This is a genomic window from Paenibacillus sp. 19GGS1-52 (genome assembly GCF_022369515.1).
In the GTDB taxonomy this organism is placed as follows: Bacteria; Bacillota; Bacilli; order Paenibacillales; family Paenibacillaceae; genus Paenibacillus_AQ.
Genome location: NZ_CP059724.1, coordinates 5,335,412 through 5,358,835 on the forward strand (window position 1 = coordinate 5,335,412; position 23,424 = coordinate 5,358,835).

Here is a 23,424-nt window from a genome sequence, read left to right on the forward strand (position 1 = left end):
CTAACTTTTGAAATGAAGAAGTTTCTCTTAACTCCCCATCTTAATTCTTAAACTGAAAGCGACTAAGCAGAACTTCGCCTGTAAAGACCAGATAGACATTGGTGGTCGCGGCATTAATAGTAGCTTCAGCCACCACGCTTGCCCACTTCTGCACTCCACCCGAGGGTACGCTCACTGTTCCCGCCAATTCCCCTGCAGGACTCTCCGTTCTGATCTCGATGCTGCCGCCCTTAACCGAGGATACCAATGCCTCAAATCCTACTGCACCTTTATCCAAAAGCACATCATTGAACGCAATCCAAGCGCCTTCCTTAACCGGATGGATGGAAGCTCCGCCTGCCTTGCACTCATCTAGATATACGCCTTCATAATCATCGTAGTTCTCCGCTGGAGTACTGACATACAGATTGCGGGCAGGAATGGTCTCACCATGAACGCTTACCTTCTCGGTAAGCTGAATATCCGCCGAGGAACGGCCCACCAAGATGGCATATTCTCCATTCTCGACACAATATTGCTCACGGGTGACATCCCAGAATGCTAGCTCAGCCACCGGCAATGCGAATTCAATCGTCTGTGACTGACCCGCAGCAATATGGACTTTCTCAAAGCCCTTCAGCTGCTTGATCGGACGTTTGACCCGGGAGGCTAAGGCTTGAACATACAACTGAACAACCTCGTCACCATCGACGGCTCCGGTATTCTCAACCTGAACGGAAATATTCAGGGTTCCATCCTGCTCCAGTTCCTTAGAACTTAAGTGCAGGCTGCTGTATGACAGCTGTGCGTAACTCAGCCCGTGGCCGAAGGGATACAGCGGCTCGCCGTCAAAGTACATATAGGTTCTTTTACCCTTGATAATATCGTAATCCAAAAGATCTGGCAGCTGCTCCACAGAACGGTACCAGGTCATATTCAGTTTACCGGATGGGCTGTAGTCTCCGAACAACACATCGGCCACTGCATTGCCCAGCTCTTGTCCGCTATGCGAGGTATATAATACCGCCGGAATATGCTCGTCGATCCACGAGGAGGAGATTGGATAACTGCCGACGATAACTACAACCGTATTAGGGTTAGCTGTATAAACGGCTTTGACCAAGTTCTCCTGCTCCTCCGGCAGTACAATATCCGGTCTGTCGATCTCCTCTTTGCCATTTATCAAAGGATGGTTACCCACGAATACCACGGCCACTTCAGCAGCCTTCGCCGCTTCAACTGCAGCTTGCAGACCATCAACAACAATGTTCTTGTTAAAAGAATGAGCACCCACAGCAGCATCCGGATCAGCAACCTGAAGTGTGCCATTGTCTGGATTGATGGAGATTAATTTGTCATTCCAAGTCCGCAGAGTTACAGCACCCTCCGCGTCCGACACCAGATTAAAGGTTTCCTTCACATACCAGCCATAAATTTCATCCGCCGATACCGTAAGCGTCTCCGCTTCACTCAGTGTTACATATTGTCCCCGACTGGTGGACTGTAACGTATGACTAGCCCACCCCCAAGCCGTATGGCGCAACAATTCTCCATGCTCCAGCGTATCACTTAGCACGGCCAACCTTCCATCCTCACCGGTAATCCCTAATACTTTGCCGTCTGCTGCCGAAGTCAGAATAATTTGGTCTGCCCCACTCGCAAAAGCAACCTGCTTGCCAGGCAGCTTCTTGATCACACCCTGCAAGGGGGTCACTCCGTAAGCCAATGTTCCAGAATACCAATCTCTGAAAGCTTCATCGCCCAAGGGTCCGATAACCGCTACCTTAGACAGTTTACTTTTGCTAAGTGGCAAGGTCTCATTTTCATTTTTCAGCATAACGATAGACTCTTTCGCCGCCGCAAGCGAGAGCTTGGTATGCTCTTTACTGAGTACAACAGAATCATCAATTCCGGCATAAGGATTCAATTCCTCAGGATCAAATTCACCTAGACGGAAGCGGACTCTGAAGGTATTCGCTAGCGCACGATCCAAATCCGCTTCATTCAGCAGCCCTTGGTCCAATGCTTCGTGGATCACTTTGATGGTCTCGTCCGTCTCCTCGGTCACACTGTCGATCCCGTTCTTAATGGATTCCGCCATCGATTGGGCAAACGACTCGTAATACTTGTGATCCTTAACAATCCCGAACAGATCTCCTGCATCACTGACGATAAATCCATCCATTTCCCATTCGCCTTTGACAATATCCATTACCGCCGGATGGAGAATAACGGGTACCCCGTTCACCGAGTTATAAGCGGTCATCATAGATTGAGCGCCACCCTCAAGAAATGCAGGCTTAAAGGCTTCCAGATAATACTCTCTCATATTGCGTGGATCAATGCTGGATGAGCCAACTCCGCGATCAATCTCATTGTTATTGCCCAGAAAATGCTTAAGCGTTGCTACCGCTTTCAAATACACAGGGTGATCACCTTGTATGCCTTGCACCAATGAGGTACTCAAGCGGCCGGTCAGCTCCGGGTCTTCACCATAAGCTTCTTCTGTTCTGCCCCAGCGTGGATCACGTTCCATATCGACCGTTGGCGCCCATAACGTCAGGCCGTTTACCGTTGGGTTCTTCTTATAAAAGGCTCTGGCCTCATCTCCGATGGCCGCCCCGATTTCTTTCAGCAGCTCTGGATTCCAGGTGCAAGCTAGTCCGCTTGGCTGCGGAAAAGAAGTAGCTTTACCTAGCCAGGAAATCCCATGCGCTGCTTCTGTGCCATGCTTGTAGCCACCAACACCCAACCGTTCTATGGCAGCTTGATACTGAGGCATCAGGCTTACTTTTTCAGCAAGAGTTAATCTGGAGAGCAAATCCTGTACTCGTTCATTAAGGGGTACATCAATTTGTTGAAATGGATATGTAGCAGTTGACTTCATCTACAATCGCTCCTTCGGTCTATTTGATAGCGGTTTCATTAATCATAAAAGATTAGCGCTGCCAAGTACACCTGCACAATTGAAATAAAAATCAGGTCATAATTAGAGATTCTTATTGGCTAAAGCTTTAATGTATTAGCTTCGGCCAATGTTCACCTCATTATAAAATTTATTGAAATCCTCTATATTCAAAGGCTTGGAGAAAAGAAATCCCTGCCCTTCCGTACACCCTAACTCTAGCAGCGCTGCCTGCTGTATTTCGGACTCAATGCCTTCGGCAATAATATTCATCTCCATACTTTGGGCTAAGCGAATAATAGTTGTCAGTATTTTGTAATCGATATGATTTGTATCTGTCTCATTAATAAATGAGCGGTCAATCTTCATCGTGTCAATGGGAAGTTTCTTAAGATAACTTAGCGAGGAATAACCCGTCCCAAAATCATCCATTGAAATGATGAAACCCAATTGCTTAAGTTGACTTAATATTACGAGACCGTCATCCGCTCTTTCCATAATACTTTCAGTGACTTCCAACTCCAAATCATGAGGGTTCACACCGGTCTCTTCCAGAATACGTGTAATCGTTGAGATTAAGTTCTTATCATAGAACTGCCGTTTGGACAGATTAATGGAAAGAGGCAACAACAATTCAAATTGTCTTTCCCATTGTTTCAGTTGTTTGCAGGCTTCATGAAGAACCCATTCTCCTATGGACACAATAAGACCTGTCTCTTCGGCGATGGGGATAAATTCGACTGGGGAAATAATCCCTCTTTCTGAATGGTTCCAGCGGCTCAAAGCCTCCACTCCTGTAATTCTGCCTGTAGTCAAATTATATTTGGGTTGAAAATAAAGCTCTAGTTCATTTCGTTCAATGGCGTAACTTAGAGCGTTCTCAAGAATGCGTTTATGGTTAAGGATCTCGTTCATATCTGAGGTGAAGAATTGGTATAGATTTCTGCCCTTTTCTTTGGAAAAGTACATCGCTGTATCAGCATTCTTAATTAGCATTCCTAAATCCTCGCCATCGAGTGGATACATGCTAATCCCGATACTCAACGTGAGGGTGATTTCCTCCACCTTATTGACAATAGAATGTGAGAATACACTAACAATCCTTTGGGCTATTTCAGCAACTTCTTCTTTCGTAATTTTCACCAGGATGATCGTAAATTCATCACCACCAATTCTTGAAACCATGCCTCTTGTACCCACAATTCTTAATAGCCTATCTGCTGTATTGATCAGTAGGGTATCACCAACATCATGTCCTAGGGTATCATTCACAAATTTAAAGCGGTCCAAATCAAGAAACAAGACGGCAATACTCTCTTGATTATGCTGAGCATGAATAATGGCATTCGATAGACGTTCTCTAAAAAGCCTGCGATTGGGCAACCCTGTTAACATGTCATGCAAAGCATTATATTTCAATTGTTCTTCGTAGCGTTTACGCTCAATCATGTCACGAAATACAAGAACAACGCCGATCACCTTGTCATTACTATCCGTAATGGGTGCAGCACTATCATCTATTGGAATCTCTACGCCATTTTTATTAATTAGAAGGGTATTGATATCAATCCCCACGCTCTTGCCTTGACGAAGGGCATTATATATAGGATTTTCTACTCGCTCTCTGGTATATTCATTAATGAGCATGAACAAATCAGAAATATCAAGGCCTTCCGCATCTTCGAAACTCCAGCCTGTAATAGCCTTGGCAACCGGATTTAAAAAGGTCACTTTTCCCCATTGATCCGTCGTAATGATTCCGTCACCAATACAATTCAGCGTCGTGGACAGTAATTCTTCACGATCACGATGCAATTCTTCATTCCGCTTCTGATCTGTAATATCTGTGCGAATGGCAATATATTGAATGGGTTCTCCTTCTGTTACGAAGGGAACAATCGTTGTTGTCACCCAATAGTAGTTGCCATCTTTCGCCTTATTCTTAACATCCCCTCGCCAGATATTCCCTTGAGCAATGGTCTGCCACATCTCGCGGAAAAATGACTTAGGATGATACCCGGAATTAATGACTCGATGAGTCTGCCCAATCAATTCTTCTCGTGAGTATTTAGAAATCTCACAGAATCGATCATTCACATAAGTAATGACTCCTCTTCCATCTGTTTTGGCTACGATCGTTGATTCATCCAAGGCATATTGGATATCAGACAGCTCTTTTAGAGTCTGTTTTAATTCTCCCTCCACTTGCTTGCGTTCAGTAATATCAGAGCGAATGGCAATATATTGAAAAGGTTTGCCATTTCTCAGAGAAGGAATAATTGTCGTATCTACCCAATAGTACTCGCCATTCTTAGTCTTATTCTTAACTTCCCCTTGCCAGATGTTTCCTTGCGCAATAGTTTGCCACATCTCTTGGAAAAATTCCCCAGGATGATACCCAGAGTTAATAATTCGATGAGTTTTACCGATCAACTCTTCTTTGGTATATTTGGAAATGGCACAGAATTTATCGTTGACATAGGTAATTACACCTTTAGCATCCGTTTTGGCTACGATTGAGGATTCATCTAATGCATAAATAATATCATCAAGTTCAAAAAGAGTTCGTTCCAACTTTCCATCTACATTTTGACTATCGTTGTCAGAATACATGTTCATTATATTGGCTCCTCATATGAATACATGTGTTCTAAATCCCCTTGATTTTAACATATTAAATTTTAAATATACAGGCGAATTATACATGAATGGTCTCTCTAAATTAAAATTTCTTGAATTCTTTTTCATTTAAAGGTTTAGAGAAGAACTATCTCTGTCCTTTCGTACATCCCAACTGAAAATGGACCGGAAAATTCTACGATAGCTGATTCATCCAAGGCATTTTGAACATCCAATAGCTATGTAGGGTCACAATCAAGTATTCAATTAAGTTATATTCTGAACTTATTCAAATTCTTTATTACAGCTTCACTTTTGTATGGCTTTACAATAAATCCTTTGGCACCATTCATTATTGCCTTCTGCACAGCCAATTCCTGTCCTAATGCAGAAATCATGATTACAACAGGGGAATAATCCATTTTATTGATCTCCAGCATACATTCAATCCCGTCCATTTCAGGCATAGTTATGTCAAGAGTGACGATATCCGGCCTCAGTTCTTGAATTTTCCCCAGAGCCTCTTTTCCATTTTCAGCTTCCCCAACTACCTCGAAGCCATTACTCTCCAGCAACAGCTTAAGATGTGATCTTATAAAAGCAGCATCATCCACAATCAATACTTTAGTCATATGAATCCTCCTTCAAAAATTTCAGCTTGAAATCAGTTTTAATATTAATATAGTTTATCCCCTCATTATGAGAGCGTCTAGGTCTTATTTCCTATCACCTTAACTTCCTATTTTCGACAAACCTTTCAAGACTCCACTAGGAGCAGATTCCTACAAAATTGCAAGATTAAAGGGCTAAACAAAATTATTCCTCTCCTCGATTTAACCTCAGACTTCGCGAATGCGACCCTCTGTGCATGCAAACAACAAAAAAGGCCCCGGACATTTTCCCGGAAACCTATATTTTTATAGAACTCAATACCTTACTTGGTACTCACAATAATCATCACCATGAACATTACACTTTACTTCCTTGACGGAAACACGTTTCCCCCGCATTTTGGTAAGCGCTCCTTCCATAATAGCTCCCTCCAGATCACAGACCATTTTGCCTTCCATAACCGGCAGCCCTTCGCAGAAGCAATCATGTACAGCGACCGTCATCCCTTTCTCATCTTCGCTAAGAATCGTCGGAATGCCTATTTTCAAATTCTCGAATAACTCGAATAATTCAGTAACTGTTGTAACACCTAGCTCTTCACCGATTTTCCGGCCTATAGTCACTGTCGTAGCTTTTCCATTCGCCGGCAGCGCTTGATATAGACCAATCAGCCTTATCGTTCTAAATAGCTCCAGGGGGACAACATCCCCTAAATTCTCGCGCTTAATTTTCTTCATATCTGCAAAAGTAAAATGGTCCATTATCTCAGCACCAGCCCACTTATATATTCTGGGCATATCTTTCGTCGGGGATTTTACTTAGTACAACATAGAGACTTGTAGGAAGAGTTCCCGTATTCTTAAAAGAGAACTGCTCGTTGCCCTCGCAAGAAATAACATCATCCTTAACCAGGAGCGTTTCTTCTCCATTTACCGTGACCGTTCCGCCACCATCAAGCACAAGAATAAATACGGCAGTCCCTGGATGCTGATGTGTTGGCAGTTTCTGTCCTGGCATAAAGTTGAGTACAAATACAACACTCTCACCATTTTTGAACACAATCCGTTTCGTGAATTTGTCCTCATTATAGTCTTTGACTGCTTGTAGCCCTTGTTTTTCCATTAGAAAAACCTCCATTTCATTATTTGGTCGCAACAAAAGTAATATGTCCGTAAAAATCATTGTTGTCTTCAAAAGTACTGATAAGCTCTAATAAACGTTGCTTGCTATACTCGTACTGGCTGGCGTTACCCAGTAGCTTGAGAGTACCCTCCCAGCCTTCATCTATAATAAGTCCCTTTAAGGACAGCAGTGTCATTTTGCCCGTATGAACATCAATTTCGCTGAATCCGGCCTCATTAAAAAGGGTGCTCCAGGCTGACTCTGTCATGGGCTGTGCGTGAACAAAAAGCGATTTCCTAAGCGCATTCAGACGTGCACGGTTTTCTTCAGCCTCCGGATCAAGGCTATATGAATGGCGGTTGTTCCCATATTAGGGGCTACCTCAAGCAGCAACGTATCTGAAGTAATGTGGCATGCCTCCAATATTCTTTCCGTTGCAGCTTTTCCACCAGGTCGTAATATGGTTTTACCAAGAGAAGCTGGAAACAGATGTGCTGGCTTCTCATCAGTTGTTGTTATACTCATACCTATAACATCTCCTTTCACTCATTGATAATGATTATCACTACTTGAGTATAAGGTCTTTGCATGTTCCGTTATGTGTTTTGAATCACTAGATTTGGCACTCTCTCACTTTCAAAATTCAATCGATATATTCGTGCAGCTTCTGCATATCGCGGATCGTAATTTCTCGTTGGCCATTGATCTCAATTACACCCATCTGCTCAAATTTACTAAACTTCCGACTGATGGTTTCGCGAGTTACACCGACGTAATTGGCCATTTCTTCACGCGACAAAGGAAGCTTTACCTTAACCTGTTCCTTGCCCTGTTTGCCGTATTTATGCCCAAGCTCCAGAATCATATAAGCGATGCGGATTTCTGGGTCCTTAGTAGCCAGACTTTGTGCTAAATTCTCGGTGTGAGCCAGTCTTTTCGTAATCGTCTTAAGCAGCTTCAAAGCAATGTCCGGATTCTCCTGAATAAGTCGCTCCATATCGTCTTTGGTCAGCATGCAGATATCTGTATTTTTAAGTGCATAGGCACTGAAGTTACTTAATTCATCACTATTAAAGATATTCAATTCGCCAAAAAAATCACCTGTCGAGAGGATATGCAGGATCTGATCCTTGCCTTGTGGTGTAATTTTCAGCAGCTTAACTTGTCCTTGCTGAATGATATATAACGTATCTGAAGGCTGCTCCTCCAATATCAATGCTTGTCCTTTGCTGAATTTCTTATGCTTGATCATCGCGCTAACCTTGGCCAAGTCCTCATCAGATAACGAAGCAAAGATCGGAACCTTGCGGGTGCACGGTTCCTTGGAATGCTGGCAGGAACTTACTGTCATCCTTATCACCTCTTTCTTGGTTTTCTGGCTTTACTATTTATCTTCAACAGGCGCAAAATGGCTGGTGTCCTCACCGCAGACTGGGCAGACCCAGTCCTCGGGCAGATCTTCAAAAGTAGTACCTGGCATAACGTCTTCGTCAGGGTCCCCCAATGCTGGATCGTAGATATATCCGCAGGGCTGGCATATATATTTTGTCATAGTTAGCTCTCCTTATTATTGAATGTATCGTACTTGGTCCCTTGTTCAATCGCTGTCTTATAGGGAAGGGAAGCAGCCACACCTTGAAATGAAATCACTCCCGCAATTAAGTCATCCTTTATAAATATTCGAGTATACGATTCACTATCCGTAGGGACAACACTAGTGTCGCATTGCTGTTCATCCACTAGACCGATAGAGAACAGGTACATTTCAAAAGCATTGAACAAAGTGACAGGAACTGCACGCTCATAGGCAATAGAGCTGCCGGTCATATTGATTCCAGCAATTCTTCCTTGCTCCATTGCACCGCCCCACAATCCTTCCACCCGACCCTGAAATTCAGCGGCATCACCTGCAGCATATACAGAAGGATCACTCGTCTGCATATTCTCATTCACAAGAATACCACCCTGCACCCCAATACCAGCTTGACCTGCAAGGGCCGTATTCGGTACAATCCCTATCGAGTATACGACATGCTCACAAGGCAGAATGGAACCATCCTCCAGCTCCACACCCTGCACACAATCGTTTCCTGTAATACATTTGACACCCAGTCCCAGCCGGACATTTGCTCCGAATTCGAGAATTTTTTGCAATAGTATATTAGAAGCCTGCTCATCCAGCTGTCGGCCCATTAGGCGGGGGGCTGCTTCCACAATCGTTACCGCATAACCAGCTTCGATAAAGGACCAGGCAGTCTCTACGCCCTGCACACCACCACCGATTACACAGATGCGATCGCCATTCACCAAGCTGTCTTTGAGCTGGTCTGCATCGTTTAAATCCCTAATATTATGGACATTGCGCAGCATGGCTCCGGCTATGGGCAGCTTCCGGTTACTTGCACCTGTGCACAGGAGCAGTCTATGGTAGGCAACATCCTGTCCATCTGTAGTTACAACTACTTTATCCTTGGGATCAATCGCAGTAATGGTTGTTCCGTGTTGGATCTTAATGTTGTTTGTCTGATACCATTTTTCCTTCTTGATTAATATCTTCTCGCTGTGCAAATCTGTGAACAATCCTTTGGATAGTTTGATTCTATTATATGGAAGAGTATTCTCCTCCCCAAAAATAGAGATGGCCGCTTCACCGTCATGATCCCTGATTGCTTTGGCGGCATGAACAGCAGCAACTCCGCTGCCGACAATAACATAATGTTTCTCCGTCATCGATATCCTTCTCCTCTTCCTCTTGATGTTGGTTAAATGGCACTGAGCAGGAGATCAGAAACGAATTCGGCAGCGTTTTTGATCTTGCGAATTTGTTCTTCCTCTTTAGGGGAGAAGCGAACACGAATAGGAAACTCCACATGAGTCATTCCTGTTGTTTTGATTACATGCGAAGTGCTTTGTACTGTCATCGTAGTTCCGTTCAGATAGTCCTGCACGACTTCAATCGCTTCCCCGCTCCAACCATAGGAACCAAAGGCTGCAGCCAGCTTTCCATCCAGATTCAGCGACCCCAGCTTACGTAAAATGCTTTCCAAATTTCCGGTCATGTCAGCGTATTTGGTCGAACTTCCAATGAATACCGCATCGGCTGCTGCAATGCTGTTCAGGATATCCTGCTCTTCAGCCTTATCGGCGTCCCATAGCTCAACCTCTATATTGTTTTCCTGAAAACAATCCCGCAGAATATGCGCCATTTTCTTGGTACTATTCTTAATCGTTACATAGACAATCGCGACTTTCTTACCTTCGGTCGTCTCGGAACTGAGCGTAGCATAAAGGTCGATATACTTGGCAATATCATTGCGCAGAATAAATCCGTGGGAAGGGGCAATCATCTCTATCTCCAGATCCTTAACTGCATCCATCAATGTCCGTACATATCTTCTGTGAGGATGAATGATGGCCTGATAATAACCGATGTAATCCTCTGTGATATCATAGCTGGCTTGATCCGCGAACAGCTGATTCACTGCCACATGTGTGCTGAAGATATCACAGGGAAATAATATTTTATCCTCCATGCAGTAGGTGATCATCGTTTCTTCCGTATGAAGATACGGAGTCTCCTTGAACAGGAGTGTCTTCCCGCCGATATCAAGCTGATCGCCATCCTTCACCACCAGAAAATCACGGTGCTGCAGCTTGTACATCTGTTGAATCTCTGGCACAGCAATTTCCGTGCAGACAATAGTAGCATTCGTAGCTTTAGAGGCGAGTGCAGCCAGACCGCCGGAGTGATCAGGTTCTGTATGATTAATCACAATATACTGAATGTCCAACGGATCTATTAACTCAGCTATACGCTCTGCATATTCTCTGCCAAATTCCATATCCACGGTATCAATAACTGTCGGCTTGCCAGTCTTGAGCAAATAGGAGTTGTACGTAGTGCCTTTAGTTAAGAGAAGGCGGTGAAAAGGTACCTCACGCTTATCTATTTTGCCGACCCAGTAAATATCCTTCGCGATTTCAAATCCTGCTTCCATCTTCATAACCTCCTGAAATAATGTTATCTACAAATTGATTGTATTCCTCTCTGGCTTTTGGAAAGAGGATTGAAATCAAATTTTTCAATTATTAATCAGGAAGAACTATAAACAGAAACAGATAATGAAAGCGCTTTATATCGTGAAGGATTACTGATACAATAGATAATAGAAGGACATCTCTAACCATACGGCGAGAATAAATCGAGGGGGGACAGTTATGAAACAACATATTATTGTACCGTTTGATAATTCTGATAGTGCGCGGGAAGCTCTGCACGTTGCCATCGATATGGCGCAGAAGTATAAAGAAAAGATTTTATTATTAAATGTCCAGTCAAAATTCACCACTCCCCATACCAAGGTTTTTTTCAACGATTCGGATATGAGGGACTACCAACTAACATTATATGAAGAAGCTATAGCTTCAGGCGTCCGTCTTCTAGAAGAATCCGGTATCGAATTCGAAGCGAAGCTATTGATAGGCTTTGCCCAAGACGAAATCTTTAAAGAAGCTGAACATCAGCAGATCCGCTGCATCGTTATGGGATCGCGTGGGCATAGCGCTTTCGTGGGCAGTGTGCTCGGCAGTGTAAGCCAAGGTGTCCTTTACCGGGCAAACTGTCCAGTCATGGTTGTGCCTAGCAAGTGAAAATAAGAACGATGGATATAACTTAACGAATATCTCTTGTTCGGATATTACTGCTGAATAAAGTGGAATCGCTAACTAACTTGTATGAAGGATAATTCTCATCAGCAACAAGTCGCATTGATTCATCAAATAAATCCGCTTGCTGTCGGTCGACAAAAAATGAAAAAGGCTCAGTTTGTACTTCAATATCTGTAATGTCCGGTTTGCTTACTATCAGGATTACAATGACACCATTACAGCCACAGCCTTCAGTGTCCACAAACAGCTTGAAATATCCAGCTTGGCCGCCAAGACTCTCTCTTAATCTCTCTATGGTCAGTGCGTTTAGTTCTATCTTCATGCAGAATTACGCTCCTTTCACTACTCCTCAATACATTCCAGATTGCTTGCGCCGGGGGGAACGATTGGATAGACATTCGTTTCCTCGATCACATCGAATTCCATAATAGCCGGCCCCTCGGTATTCAGGGCACGCTCGATAACTGCTATAGCCTCGTCCATGGTGCTTGCTCGATAGCCTTGGGCACCGAATGACGCGGCAAGAGCAGCAAAGTCTGGTGAGCTGATACGCACTGACGAGTATCTTCGGTTCAAGAAAAGCTCCTGCCATTGCCGCACCATTCCCAAATACCCGTTCTTTAGAATAACTACCTTCACATTAAGCTGCAGATCAACGGCAGTCATGATCTCCTGCATATTCATCTGAAAGCTTCCATCCCCACTAATGCATACGACCTGTCTATCGGGAAAAGCTACAGCCGCACCGATTGCTGCCGGGAAACCATACCCCATGGTGCCAAGTCCGCCTGAAGTTAGGAAGGAGCGCGGCTCTTTAAAGTTGTAGTGGTGGGCTGTCCAGATCTGATGCTGGCCCACATCTGTAGAAATGATCGCATCAGCAACCGTTGCCTTATCAATGCAGTGTATGACTTCCTGTGGTGTGAGTTTCCCGTCGCGATTAACAGGCTGGGGCTGGACGGGGCGTCTACTCCAGCCACTAATCTGCTCTTGCCATTCGGGATGGCTCCCCTCCGATAAGCGGGCAAGCATTCCCTGTAGCACAGCGGCGATCGGACTATTGAGCGTAAGATCAACCTCGATATTTTTATCAAATTCGGCTTCATCTATATCCACCTGAATTTTATAGGAGTGTGGTGAGTATACCCCGCGTTTCCCCGTCACCCGATCACTGAATCTTACGCCAAGGCAGATTAGAACATCGGCCGCTTGCACAGCGCGGTTCGCCGCCACCGTTCCATGCATCCCTACCATACCTAACTGCAGCGGATGTCGTGATGGAAATGCGCCAATGCCCATTAGTGTAGAGGCCACCGGCAGATCGAAAGAGACAGCAAGTTCATGCAGCAAGGCTGGTGTTGCTCCTGCTATACACCCTCCACCAATCAAGAACAGCGGACGCCTGGCATTGCGGATTTTCTCGGCCATTAGGTCCAGCTTCGCCGCACTGAACTCCCATTCCGCTTTATATCCGCGTATCGAGACAGACGCTCTAGCATCAGTAGGCTCTGGTAACATTGGAGTGTTGTCCATCATGACATCTTTAGGCAGATCGATCAGCACTGGACCCGGTCGTCCGGTCGTCGCTAAATGAAAGGCTTCATTGAGAATACGCGGCAGATCCGCCTTTTTCATGACCAAATAATTATGTTTGGTGATCGACATGGTCATCCCATATATATCTACCTCCTGGAAGCTGTCCAAGCCGATCATTCCGGTTGGAACCTGTCCAGTAAGAATGATCAAGGGCACAGAATCCATAAATGCCGTAGCGATGCCCGTTATGGCATTAGTTGCTCCAGGGCCGCTGGTTACGAGCGATACTCCGACCCTGCCCGTTGCCCTTGCATATCCATCTGCTGCATGCACAGCAGCCTGTTCGTGCCGTACCAGGATATGTCGGATGCTCTTGCAATCGAACAAAGCATCATATACCGGCAGCACGGCTCCCCCTGGATATCCGAATATCGTATCCACCTCTTGTTTCAGCAATAGCTCTACCAGTAATTCCGCTCCGGTCATGACACAATCCCTCCTACAACCCCTAATTCTTATGGGCAAAGTATAGATGGATTCACAGTATTGCTCATGTGACTGCCGTCACTTCTAATTTGACATTCATGCAAATGTTAAGATCACAACAAAAAAGAGCCTCCTTCTCAGGAAACTCAACGTGATTTTGGAGCTAGTATACAGGTTAGCATTGTTTGCAGTAAATGTTATTTATAGTGTAACATGTTTCCAGGGGCTAACACTCCGAATGCTTTATTATATAAAGGTATGAAAATAACACATGTAGGAAAAAATGGATCAGACGGAGGGCAAGCATGCCAACTATTAATATGCTATCTTCAGCACACAAGGTAAAAGCTCAAGGGGTTTTGTCCGCATACATCGAACAAGTAAATTTGGTTGAAACCGAACTTCAGGAAAATTATAAAGTGACTAAAAATCGTTTTAAATCAGGCGATATTAATCACTACCATACTATAGATCTCAAATTTTTTCTGAGCATCCCATTCTTCAAACGATCTGGTACAACCGTAGCTTATGTTCATTTTGTGCCTGAAACTATAGAAGAAAGTTTAAAGCTGCCTACTTTTGCCAAGAAAATATTTTATACATATATGATTTGGTTCTATAAATCTGTAGATCATATTGTTGTGGTTAATCCCTATTTTATTGAGGTACTACAAAAATATAACATCGATGAGCAAAAAGTAACGTACATCCCCAATTATGTTTCTGAAGATCGTTTTTATAAATATCCTGAGGCACAAATCATTCCCATCAAACAAAAATATGCTATTCCACTAGACAAGTTTGTGGTCCTAGGCGTCGGGCAAGTTCAAACCAGAAAAGGAATATTGGATTTTGTCGAGGTTGCCAAAAGTCTTCCACAAATTCAGTTTATATGGGCAGGTGGTTTTTCTTTCGGTTCCATAACGGAAGGATATAAAGAACTGAAACTAATTATTGAAAATCCACCTGAGAACGTTAAATTTATTGGGATTATTACGAGAGAAGAAATGAATGATATCTATAATGTGTGTGATTTAATGTTTTTGCCTTCCTTTAATGAACTGTTTCCAATGTCCATACTTGAAGCTATAGCCTTAAAGATCCCAGTACTCTTAAGAGACTTGGATTTATATCATAATATTTTATTTGATTACTATTTAAAAGGTGAGAACGTCGCGGATTTCGTCCACATCATAAATTCTATGCAGCATAAAGGGGAAGACTATGATCTCTGGTCCAATAACTCCTGGCAATGTCACGAATATTATTCCAAACAGCATGTATTAGAATTATGGAAGCAGTTCTATGACGATATATACCAACAGAAAAGAATTTAGGAGTTACGCAAATGAAAAAAAAAATATTCAGTTCAATCATAGTAATCGTTACTGCATGTATCTTTTTGTCATTTTTCTTTTTCACTAAAGGCTTACATTCGCTGATACAAGAACTCCGAACATTAGATACCTCTTGGATCTTGTTGTCCGTTATATGTATGCTCCTGTTTTGGTTCTTTGAAATGCTTACCTTATATGTAATAACTAAAAAGTTATATAACATAAAAAATCTACTTGTTCGTTCCATTAAATTTCAAATGACCGGTTTGTTTTTTGGAGCAATTTCACCCTTTTCAGCCGGCAGTAATCCCGCCCAACTCTATGCAATGACGGAGAATGAAATTCCGGCCGGGATAGCCGGTTCTATTTTAATGATTAAATTTATGATTCATCAATTTATAAATATCCTTATTTTAATTTTAGCCTTTCTGTTTAAATTTAATTATTTTAACTCTAGGGTCGATTATTTCCCCTATCTTTGTATTTTAGGTCTTTCTATTCATGTTATCATTATGGTATTTTCCGTAATGTTCTCCCTGAATAGCAAGCTGACTAAAAGTGTATTAACCCTTATTTTTAAAGTATTAAAAAAGACTAGGCTAGTTAAGAATACGGAGTCCACTTACAAAAAAATTGAGATTGAACTGGAAAATTTTCATCAAAATGCTTTCTTAATCGCTAAGCATATCAAAATGTGCATCTATGCTTCCCTCTTCACTTTTCTACAATATTTGGCTTTTTTCAGTATCCCATATTGTATTTATCGAAGCTTTGGGTTTAATACCGCTGATCTATGGACCTTGATTAGTGCCCAAATATTTTTAACAAACTTCATGGCAATTATCCCCCTTCCAGGTGCTGCAGGAGGTGCGGAGGGCGGGTTTTATTTAATATACAATATGTTTTTTGATGCAAGCACCATTTTGACAGCCATATTTGTATGGCGAGTATTAACTTATTACTCAACTATAGCTATAGGCAGTATATTTACGCTGGTACTGCCAAATGCAAAGAAAAGACCGTAAGATGAAACGGCTTCGCCGTCCTTAATATGGACGGTACCGTTTCTTCGAGAAATATAAGGATAAGTTATTGCGTGAAGCATATAAATTCTTATATTGTAAAAAAAGCCATAGCCTTTATTTCCCGGCAATAGCTTAAACCAGAATTATCTCTTCTGGATTTTAGGATTCATGTAATCTACCAAGGGAATATTGGCTTCTTTATTGGCGTAAGTCATACTCGAATATTTATCCAATACTTTATTCGCAAAAATGCTACTGGAATATTCATTAGCCTTAATAACAGCTTGCACGCTCATTTTTTGTCTTAGAGAAGAGTCTTCCAGTATTTCATTAATATAAGAAGTGAATTTGTCCTGCTCCTTATATGAATATCCATTACTCCCCTGTACAATTACTCCATCAATGCAAGCATCATATTTACACACTACTGGGCAACCACTGCTTAATGCCTCTATAAAAGTTAATCCCTGCGTTTCGCTGGTCGATGCATTAACAAATATTTCCGAAATTTTATAATATTTATACACTTCATCTGCACTAATCATACCCGTAAAAATAACATTTTCCTCTAAGTTCTGGGTCTTCACAAGATCTTTTAAGTGATCCAAATACGGCCCGCCGCCTACGATGAGAAGCTTCACTTTTTTGTTTTTCTTAATAACATCTGGTAAAAGCATTAGAATTTCACTTATGTTTTTCTCTTCAGCTATTCTTCCAACATAACCGATTATTCTGTCATCCTGACTAATTTTCAAATCCGACATTATTTTTTGTTTATCTTCCGCTGATAAATTTCGTTGGAATTTATTTAATTCTATCCCTGTGGGTATAACATAAATCGGTCGGTCTATTCCATAACTTAACAGTGTGTCTTTGGTTTTATTCGTTGCAGCTATAACAATATTTAGATTATTTAGGATTCTCTTGGTTATTTTTGCCGATAAATTCTTATTGATAATTCCGCCTAATAAATAATCCAAATAATTTTCGTACAAGGTGTGGTAGGTATGCATATGTGGAATTTTCAATTTATTTGAAATATGTTTAGACACGATCATCATTGAAAATTCGGTTTGTGAATGAATAACATCCGGGCCCCACTTAATGACTTCCTTTATAAGCTTATTATATAGGGGAACCTTAACTCGAGCATCGGGATAAACGCCAATACGAATAGACTTTAGGTAATATACATCTCCATCTACCATCTCAACGCCTGTATGTGATAAGGTCAAAATCTTAACCTCATGTCCATTAGCTTTCAATTCTTTATAAAGATTTTTTATAGAAGTAACAACTCCATTTATTATAGGGGAATAGGTATCAGTTGTTATTAAAATCTTCATTCATTTATCCTCCTATAATAGACCACAAATTCATTGATAAAATAAGATATATGTAATTACATCTTTAGTATATTCATCAATAAAGAGAACCATGTTTATACCATATATGTACTTTAAGATGTTAAGTATGCGCTCATAATCATTGTATCATGTTAACTCAACTTTCGCAGCATGAAATCGGCAGATAAGCCTTGATGTAGCTGGGCAAAGCAGAGATCCAGTGCTGGAGTTGACTTTTAATCATAGCGGATAGTTTCTTACCGACTTGATTGGCGATTTCGTTCATCAATTCCACCAATTGTTGTAATGCTACGGCCCAGTCCAAGGTACCGACTTCATCGCAAAGCAAATAAAAGAGTCCACCGAGCGTCCGCTGATCCGTGCTTTGTCGATGCTGCCAAGCCAGCAGAATATAGCGGGAAAAGACAATCGTTGTATGGCTAATGAGCAAATCATAGGAGCGGCCTTGAAACTCTTTTTGCAGGCGCAGCAAGGATTTAGCGCATTTGAAAAAGACTTCGATGTCCCAGCGAAGAGCGTAGATTTGAATGACTTCCGGTGCCGTCAGCGTTAGATCCGTCGATAGAATCGCGAGCCACTCGTTTTTCTTGGAGCGATGGCGAACAAAGACCACGACTACTGGAATGCCAGGAACAAGTTCGGTGTGAATCTGACGCAAGAGGTTCCGGTGCTTTCCTTCGACGCGCAAAGCAGCTCGGTAAAGACCTTTAAGATCCACCCGTTGACCGTGAACGAGATATCGCTTGTTGTCGTTTTTCACCATGCCAATCACATGCAGTTTGCGATCTATAATCCGCTGAATCAGGGGGGCATGCGTGAACCAGCTATCCATAAGTACGTAAGCCGCAGAAACCCCGGAAGTAATGGCTCGATCCAGCAGTTCAGAAACCAGATGCGGAGCAGAAAGCAGAGCTTCTTTCCGGCGTTTGTATCCAGAGGATCGCTTGTCGATTCCCGGATGTATGCCGGTGAGTCCAGCCTTCACGGAACTCAGCAAGGCGAAGTCCAAAGGGAGAAACGTATGACCGTCTGACCAGCCCAAGGTGAGCATGCGAAAGCCTTTATAGTAAGCCCCCGTCGCGTGATCCTTAAAGCGAGCCAACAATTCCACAGCTTTGCTCCGATTCCGCTCAAACATGGAATCATCCACAATGAATACGGAGGTCCGCGTGACGGAGGTCAAGGTTTCGACTCGCTGCACAGTGTCACTACTTAGAGAAGACAAGAAACGCCGCCAAGCGAATCCGCTGTGATTGAGAAAGCGATAGACGGCATCTTTGCCAGGAAAGGCTTCACCCTTGGCACTTTCGAGCAGACGAAACCAATTCTTCTGATGAAAGAGCAAGACAAAAACGAGCATGAACAGATGGGAACAGGTATAGCCAAACGTCTTTTTGAACCCGGCATTCCTCAGATGCTTCAGCACACCGAGCTCTTGAAAAGCAGGTCTCATTTCAGGTGGGAGTTGATCTAGGGACGACTTTTGATTTATCATAGAAGGGACACCTCTTCTGTGGTTTAGTGGATCTCGACAATCTCACTTTACCAAACGAAGTGGTGTTTTTCTATGTTGGCAAGATCCTTACTTAAACCGACTCCACCTTAACCCCAGCTTGGGGTCAACTCAATTTTGACTCTGCGAAAGTTGAGATGTTAAGATTAAAAAATGGTTATGAACTGCAATTTCATCTGCCTGTAATTTGGTTTATTATAACATTTATGGAGCCTTGAGAAACAGCCAATCCTGAGTGGCATGGCCGTATTGTATTTTATACGAATAATTCGCTATATTTATGACTCAACCGCAGATTCATGGGATAATGGCTGTTGTCGTTCTTTGATAAGCCGCCCGGTTATTTGGAAGACGATTTCCCCTAGAGCTATACCTGCCGCCATGTCTGCGATGACATGCTGTTTAATGAACAGCGTTGACAAGATGATTAGCCAAGCCATGACAGCAACAGCCAGACGGGACCATTTAGGCAAAATTCCCGCTCCTCGCAGCATTAGATAGCAAGTGAGCACATGGATGCTTGGAAACCCATTATACGGTTCATCCAACCTGTAGGTTATTGGCACAAAAAAGTTCCATCCGGGCCCTAATTGAGGTCGAGGAACAAATGTCGGATAAATAAGAAATGTAAAATTAGCCACCAGTATACCGAAACAAACAGCAACGAGTGTCTGATAATATGCGGACTTTTTCTGTTGGAGAATCAAATAGAGTGTGATAAGCAAAAATGGATACCAAATAAAATAAAAAACAGAAAAAAATGGTATGAACGGGGTAGCACGATCAAACTGCGTCGACAGCACATGCACTACAGGTCTTACATGGTTCTGCAAAGTGTACAAAATACCTATTAACGGAATAGACAACAACCAAAGAAGCGGTAGTTGCTTTTGTAGTTTCTTCAAGGAAATAACACCTTCTTCTTAAGTTCTCAGGACTACATGATTTTATCACGGTAATCTCAATATGAAAAGTAGCCTGTCTATTGACAGGCTACTCAACACACCTTGTTCTCAATTAATGTAACTGCATTGTTGTGATGCAAGTGTCATCGCTCTCAAATGTGGAAATTGTGGACTCTGCCATTTTACCATCATGCTCGACCGTTATGCGATAGGATTTGTCGCGTGGCAGCCACAAATCAATAAATCCATTAGGCTGGGATTTCATTAATGTTTTGTCCAATATTGAATTACCATCCAGATCAACGATAGAAACGCTAAACTCTTCATCAACCATTTCTCCTTGACAACCAGTTAAGCTATGGGTTGCACAAGGATGCGTCTTCTCAACGTATGGCGCGATAGAAAGAAAAAACTCATCTTTGGGCAGGTCGTAGGTAACTGATTTGGTTGGGTCATCGTCTGTCACGATTAATTGCTTGGATGTAATTGAAGCTGATTTAGCTACTGTGTTTCTCACGCTGAAATCATGGACCACTTGCTTGATACTTTGCGTATCGATTTCAGTAGATTCTTTTTTTTCGGAGCTTCCCACAAACATGTAAATCCCTACTAATACGATAACAGCCAATCCAGCAGCCAGAAATATTTTCCGTCTCACCTTGTATTCATCCCCTAATCTCATATGTACCTATTATAATCCAGCTGGTACAGTTAAGGACAGTGCGATTGATTTCACCTTTTCTTGATTCTGCTCTTAATTAAATCTGCAACATTAAGCAATATCGTTAAAGTAACAGTTGCCAATAAAGGTTTAACAATACTCGATTCATCGTAGAGGAGATAAGCTAGTACAAAGTTGATTATGAAAAAAATTAAGTTCCACAACATTTAATCATCTCATTTCAACCAGGGTTCTACTATTGCAGAAGCTCAAGCATCAGTACCATTTATACGAGTATATACTTTTTCTGGAATATTGTTCAAGAAATTATATTTCCCAAGCTTATAGATGCCTCCGCGATTTTCATTTGTTTCTTCTCGACCTCCTTCATCACTTCCTCACCCTCTACATCCAGGTTCGGCAGCAGACGGTCCAGCCACTTCGGAAAATACCAGACCGACTTGCCAAGTAAGGTCATAAGACCAGGAACAATAAGCAAACGTACTACAAAGGCATCAAAGAGAACCCCAAAGGCGAGCGCTAGGCCCATGACCTTGACCATTGGCTCCTCTGCCAGTATAAATCCGGTAAAGACGGCGACCATGATCAGTCCTGCTGCCGTTACGACTCCGCCACTGTGGTGCATACCGGCAAGAACGGACTTCTTGGCATCCCCGCTCTTCTTGAATTCTTCACGCATCCGGCTAACCAAGAAGACTTCATAGTCCATCGCTAGGCCGAACAGAACCCCAACTACAATGATTGGCAGAAAATTAAACACCGGTGCCTCCGTATAGAATCCAAACAGCTTCTGGAAATGGCCATCCTGAACAACATAGGTGACAAATCCTAAGGTCGCACCGAGCGACAGGATGAATCCGAGCACGGCCTTGATCGGAACCAGAATCGAGCGGAACACCAGCATAAGAAGTACAAAGGCTAATCCTACAATGATTAGGCAAAATTTTGGCAAAGCCTGGTTCAATTTCTGGGTAATGTCGATATTGACGGCAGTCATGCCGGTTACACCCACCTTAACATGATCCTGACTCTCTATTGCTGGCGCCTTATCACGAATTAAATTAACAAGGTCTACTGTTGCTGAGTCATTAGGTCCCGTTCCCGGCATGACGGTAATCAGCGATACTTTTCCGGAAGGGCCGGTGACTGCCGGGTTTACCATAACGACGTTAGGATAGGTCTTCACTTCTTCCATCACTTTATTGAGATTGGCCGCAGCCTCTTCTCCACCATCTGTTTCGGCCAGAATCACTAACGGTCCGTGGTACCCCTCACCATAAGCTTCGGACAGGAGGTCGTAGGCCCGGCGTTCGGTTTTATCTGGCGATTTCTGCCCGTCATTCCCAAGGCCTGTCTCCATGTGAAAGAATGGCAGTGCTATCGTTGCTAGCAGCGCTACACCCAGTACTACTGCCACTAAGGGTTGCCCGGTGACAAATCTCCCCCACAGATTGCCACGGCTTGCGTCATTCTGCTTGCTCCCTATTCTCTTGGAGCGCTTGACCGGCGCTTTAATCTTGTCTCCCAGCAATTCCAGAATAGCCGGAACCACGAAGATAGTCATCAATATAGCAGTGAATACACAGAGCGCACCGGCCATACCCATAGCGGTAAGAAAAGGTACTCCCACGAAAGAAAATCCGATAAGCGCGATGATAACCGTTACTCCCGCAAACACAACCGCACTTCCAGCCGTTCCATTGGCAATGGCAATCGCTTCCCGTCTTTCATGTCTTTCGGCAAGCAGTTGACGGTATCTGGAAATAATGAATAGTGCATAATCAATGCCTACGGCCAGACCAAGCATACCGGCGAGTGATAAGGCAAACGAAGGAATGTCTAATAGACTCGTTCCGATGATAATCAACATAATCCCAAATCCAAGACCTAAAGCCGCCGTAAGAATTGGCAGGACACCGGTAAGGATAGAACCAAGTGCAACCGCTAGGATCACTAGAGCCAGCAATACCCCAAGCCCTTCAGTCGGACTGCTGGTTGCCATCTTCACAAAGCCGTCACCGATCAAATCCGCCTGCCAGCCTACATCCCGTAGAGTTTCCGCAATACGAATAACCGCAGCCTTTGATTCCTCAGTAACATCTGCGCCCGGCACTTTATAAGTGATCGTGGCGTAACCAATAGTACTATCCGCATTCAATGAATGGTTATCGTACGGACTTACAACCGACGCAACCTCCTGATCTGCTGCCACTTCTTTGAGCTGCGCGGCAATGAGTACTTTTGCGGCTTCCGAAGATAACGTTTCATTGTCCGGAGCCTTCAGCACCAATTGGGTTGTACCTAAGTCACCCTGCGGATTGGGAAATTCTTTTTCCATAATCTCCAGTGTTTTTTGCGAGGCAAGCCCAGGAATATTGGTCTCCTCACCAAAATGGATTCCCATCGACAGCGCCACAATAGCCGCTAGGACCACAAGAGTAATGCTTCCTAGAAGGACCTTCAACCGGTTCTTCGCTGACCAGAACCCCAGTCGGTATAATAATTTAGCCATATCAGTATCTCTCCTCTTTGCTTATGTTTTCTGTATAGCCTCATCTTATAGACTGGAAGACCTTCCGACATCGTCCAAAGGGGCGGACAGTTACTGCCCCTTCGGGCGAATAAACCGACTAGAAAATACGTGCTTATGTAAGTACTCAACAACAAA

At 43.1% G+C, this 23,424-nt stretch carries 21 protein-coding genes; 3 read left to right on the top strand and 18 right to left on the bottom strand.

The window, feature by feature from the left end; all coding sequences use genetic code 11:
* Positions 1–40: 40 nt before the first annotated feature.
* From H1230_RS24665 to H1230_RS24715, 11 genes are all read right to left on the bottom strand, one after another.
* The gene (locus tag H1230_RS24665) at positions 41–2,866 is read right to left on the bottom strand and encodes a glycoside hydrolase family 3 protein (protein ID WP_239712486.1); all 2,826 of its coding nucleotides are present in this window, start codon (positions 2,864–2,866) and stop codon (positions 41–43) included.
* A 135-nt stretch (positions 2,867–3,001) separates the two neighbouring features.
* Positions 3,002–5,497, bottom strand: a complete 2,496-nt coding sequence (locus H1230_RS24670; RefSeq protein WP_481857189.1) for a sensor domain-containing protein — start codon at positions 5,495–5,497, stop codon at positions 3,002–3,004.
* Positions 5,498–5,775: 278 nt separating this feature from the next.
* Positions 5,776–6,135: a response regulator gene (locus H1230_RS24675; protein WP_239712488.1), complete on the bottom strand. Its 360-nt coding sequence runs from the start codon at positions 6,133–6,135 to the stop codon at positions 5,776–5,778.
* 294 nt (positions 6,136–6,429) lie between these two features.
* Entirely contained in the window at positions 6,430–6,876 is a 447-nt protein-coding gene (locus tag H1230_RS24680; protein WP_239712489.1) for a V4R domain-containing protein, read from the bottom strand.
* Between the two features lie 19 nt (positions 6,877–6,895).
* Positions 6,896–7,237 (bottom strand): cupin domain-containing protein, encoded by a 342-nt coding sequence (locus H1230_RS24685; RefSeq protein WP_239712490.1) that lies wholly within the window; start codon positions 7,235–7,237, stop codon positions 6,896–6,898.
* 19 nt (positions 7,238–7,256) lie between these two features.
* On the bottom strand, positions 7,257–7,505 hold the full coding sequence (locus H1230_RS24690; protein ID WP_239712491.1) for a hypothetical protein: 249 nt from the start codon (positions 7,503–7,505) through the stop codon (positions 7,257–7,259).
* A gap of 38 nt (positions 7,506–7,543) precedes the next feature.
* On the bottom strand, positions 7,544–7,762 hold the full coding sequence (locus tag H1230_RS24695) for a hypothetical protein (RefSeq protein ID WP_239712492.1): 219 nt from the start codon (positions 7,760–7,762) through the stop codon (positions 7,544–7,546).
* A 118-nt stretch (positions 7,763–7,880) separates the two neighbouring features.
* Positions 7,881–8,588: a Crp/Fnr family transcriptional regulator gene (locus H1230_RS24700; protein WP_239712493.1), complete on the bottom strand. Its 708-nt coding sequence runs from the start codon at positions 8,586–8,588 to the stop codon at positions 7,881–7,883.
* 33 nt (positions 8,589–8,621) lie between these two features.
* Entirely contained in the window at positions 8,622–8,789 is a 168-nt protein-coding gene (gene rd / locus H1230_RS24705; RefSeq protein ID WP_239712494.1) for a rubredoxin, read from the bottom strand.
* Between the two features lie 2 nt (positions 8,790–8,791).
* Entirely contained in the window at positions 8,792–9,967 is a 1,176-nt protein-coding gene (locus H1230_RS24710; RefSeq protein WP_239712495.1) for an NAD(P)/FAD-dependent oxidoreductase, read from the bottom strand.
* A 32-nt stretch (positions 9,968–9,999) separates the two neighbouring features.
* A complete protein-coding gene (locus H1230_RS24715) occupies positions 10,000–11,235 on the bottom strand; it encodes an FprA family A-type flavoprotein (RefSeq protein ID WP_239712496.1) in 1,236 nt (411 codons plus the stop codon).
* A gap of 220 nt (positions 11,236–11,455) precedes the next feature.
* On the opposite strand from H1230_RS24715, the gene H1230_RS24720 reads away from it, so the two are divergent.
* Complete coding sequence (locus H1230_RS24720) at positions 11,456–11,887, top strand: universal stress protein (RefSeq protein ID WP_239712497.1); 432 nt, start codon at positions 11,456–11,458, stop codon at positions 11,885–11,887.
* Positions 11,888–11,909: 22 nt separating this feature from the next.
* Here H1230_RS24720 and H1230_RS24725 read toward each other — a convergent pair whose 3' ends face one another.
* Positions 11,910–12,227, bottom strand: coding sequence for an iron-sulfur cluster biosynthesis family protein (locus H1230_RS24725; RefSeq protein ID WP_239712498.1), 318 nt, complete (start codon positions 12,225–12,227; stop codon positions 11,910–11,912).
* A gap of 20 nt (positions 12,228–12,247) precedes the next feature.
* On the bottom strand, positions 12,248–13,927 hold the full coding sequence (ilvB, locus tag H1230_RS24730; RefSeq protein WP_239712499.1) for a biosynthetic-type acetolactate synthase large subunit: 1,680 nt from the start codon (positions 13,925–13,927) through the stop codon (positions 12,248–12,250).
* A gap of 305 nt (positions 13,928–14,232) precedes the next feature.
* Between ilvB and H1230_RS24735 the strand changes: the two genes are divergently transcribed.
* Together H1230_RS24735 and H1230_RS24740 are read left to right on the top strand one after the other, a co-directional pair.
* Entirely contained in the window at positions 14,233–15,264 is a 1,032-nt protein-coding gene (locus H1230_RS24735; protein WP_239712500.1) for a glycosyltransferase family 4 protein, read from the top strand.
* An 11-nt stretch (positions 15,265–15,275) separates the two neighbouring features.
* Positions 15,276–16,289, top strand: coding sequence for a lysylphosphatidylglycerol synthase transmembrane domain-containing protein (locus H1230_RS24740; RefSeq protein ID WP_239712501.1), 1,014 nt, complete (start codon positions 15,276–15,278; stop codon positions 16,287–16,289).
* A gap of 143 nt (positions 16,290–16,432) precedes the next feature.
* On the opposite strand, the gene H1230_RS24745 is transcribed toward H1230_RS24740, so the two are convergent.
* From H1230_RS24745 to H1230_RS24765, 5 genes are all read right to left on the bottom strand, one after another.
* Positions 16,433–17,635, bottom strand: a complete 1,203-nt coding sequence (locus H1230_RS24745; protein WP_239712502.1) for a glycosyltransferase family 4 protein — start codon at positions 17,633–17,635, stop codon at positions 16,433–16,435.
* A 157-nt stretch (positions 17,636–17,792) separates the two neighbouring features.
* Positions 17,793–19,151, bottom strand: a complete 1,359-nt coding sequence (locus tag H1230_RS24750) for an IS4 family transposase (protein WP_239711655.1) — start codon at positions 19,149–19,151, stop codon at positions 17,793–17,795.
* Positions 19,152–19,447: 296 nt separating this feature from the next.
* Positions 19,448–19,642, bottom strand: coding sequence for a hypothetical protein (locus H1230_RS31760; RefSeq protein WP_481857094.1), 195 nt, complete (start codon positions 19,640–19,642; stop codon positions 19,448–19,450).
* A 544-nt stretch (positions 19,643–20,186) separates the two neighbouring features.
* The gene (locus tag H1230_RS24760; protein WP_239712503.1) at positions 20,187–20,732 is read right to left on the bottom strand and encodes a CueP family metal-binding protein; all 546 of its coding nucleotides are present in this window, start codon (positions 20,730–20,732) and stop codon (positions 20,187–20,189) included.
* 322 nt (positions 20,733–21,054) lie between these two features.
* Positions 21,055–23,268 carry an MMPL family transporter gene (locus H1230_RS24765; RefSeq protein ID WP_239712504.1) on the bottom strand — a complete coding sequence of 738 codons (2,214 nt, stop codon included), beginning with the start codon at positions 23,266–23,268 and terminating at the stop codon, positions 21,055–21,057.
* Between the last annotated feature and the right edge of the window lie 156 nt (positions 23,269–23,424).

Bases quoted from the DNA above. Each gene is read 5' to 3' on its own strand.
- H1230_RS24695 (WP_239712492.1), bottom strand. From the start codon at position 7,762: ATGAGTATAACAACAACTGATGAGAAGCCAGCACATCTGTTTCCAGCT.
- ilvB (WP_239712499.1), bottom strand. From the start codon at position 13,927: ATGACCGGAGCGGAATTACTGGTAGAGCTATTGCTGAAACAAGAGGTG.
- H1230_RS24740 (WP_239712501.1), top strand. From the start codon at position 15,276: ATGAAAAAAAAAATATTCAGTTCAATCATAGTAATCGTTACTGCATGT.
- H1230_RS24680 (WP_239712489.1), bottom strand. From the start codon at position 6,876: ATGGACCATTTTACTTTTGCAGATATGAAGAAAATTAAGCGCGAGAAT.
- H1230_RS24735 (WP_239712500.1), top strand. From the start codon at position 14,233: ATGCCAACTATTAATATGCTATCTTCAGCACACAAGGTAAAAGCTCAA.
- H1230_RS24670 (WP_481857189.1), bottom strand. From the start codon at position 5,497: ATGTATTCTGACAACGATAGTCAAAATGTAGATGGAAAGTTGGAACGA.
- H1230_RS24765 (WP_239712504.1), bottom strand. From the start codon at position 23,268: ATGGCTAAATTATTATACCGACTGGGGTTCTGGTCAGCGAAGAACCGG.
- H1230_RS24715 (WP_239712496.1), bottom strand. From the start codon at position 11,235: ATGGAAGCAGGATTTGAAATCGCGAAGGATATTTACTGGGTCGGCAAA.
- H1230_RS24750 (WP_239711655.1), bottom strand. From the start codon at position 19,151: ATGATAAATCAAAAGTCGTCCCTAGATCAACTCCCACCTGAAATGAGA.
- H1230_RS24720 (WP_239712497.1), top strand. From the start codon at position 11,456: ATGAAACAACATATTATTGTACCGTTTGATAATTCTGATAGTGCGCGG.
- H1230_RS24745 (WP_239712502.1), bottom strand. From the start codon at position 17,635: ATGAAGATTTTAATAACAACTGATACCTATTCCCCTATAATAAATGGA.
- H1230_RS24685 (WP_239712490.1), bottom strand. From the start codon at position 7,237: ATGGAAAAACAAGGGCTACAAGCAGTCAAAGACTATAATGAGGACAAA.
- rd (WP_239712494.1), bottom strand. From the start codon at position 8,789: ATGACAAAATATATATGCCAGCCCTGCGGATATATCTACGATCCAGCA.
- H1230_RS24710 (WP_239712495.1), bottom strand. From the start codon at position 9,967: ATGACGGAGAAACATTATGTTATTGTCGGCAGCGGAGTTGCTGCTGTT.
- H1230_RS24665 (WP_239712486.1), bottom strand. From the start codon at position 2,866: ATGAAGTCAACTGCTACATATCCATTTCAACAAATTGATGTACCCCTT.
- H1230_RS24725 (WP_239712498.1), bottom strand. From the start codon at position 12,227: ATGAAGATAGAACTAAACGCACTGACCATAGAGAGATTAAGAGAGAGT.
- H1230_RS24700 (WP_239712493.1), bottom strand. From the start codon at position 8,588: ATGACAGTAAGTTCCTGCCAGCATTCCAAGGAACCGTGCACCCGCAAG.
- H1230_RS24675 (WP_239712488.1), bottom strand. From the start codon at position 6,135: ATGACTAAAGTATTGATTGTGGATGATGCTGCTTTTATAAGATCACAT.
- H1230_RS24690 (WP_239712491.1), bottom strand. From the start codon at position 7,505: ATGACAGAGTCAGCCTGGAGCACCCTTTTTAATGAGGCCGGATTCAGC.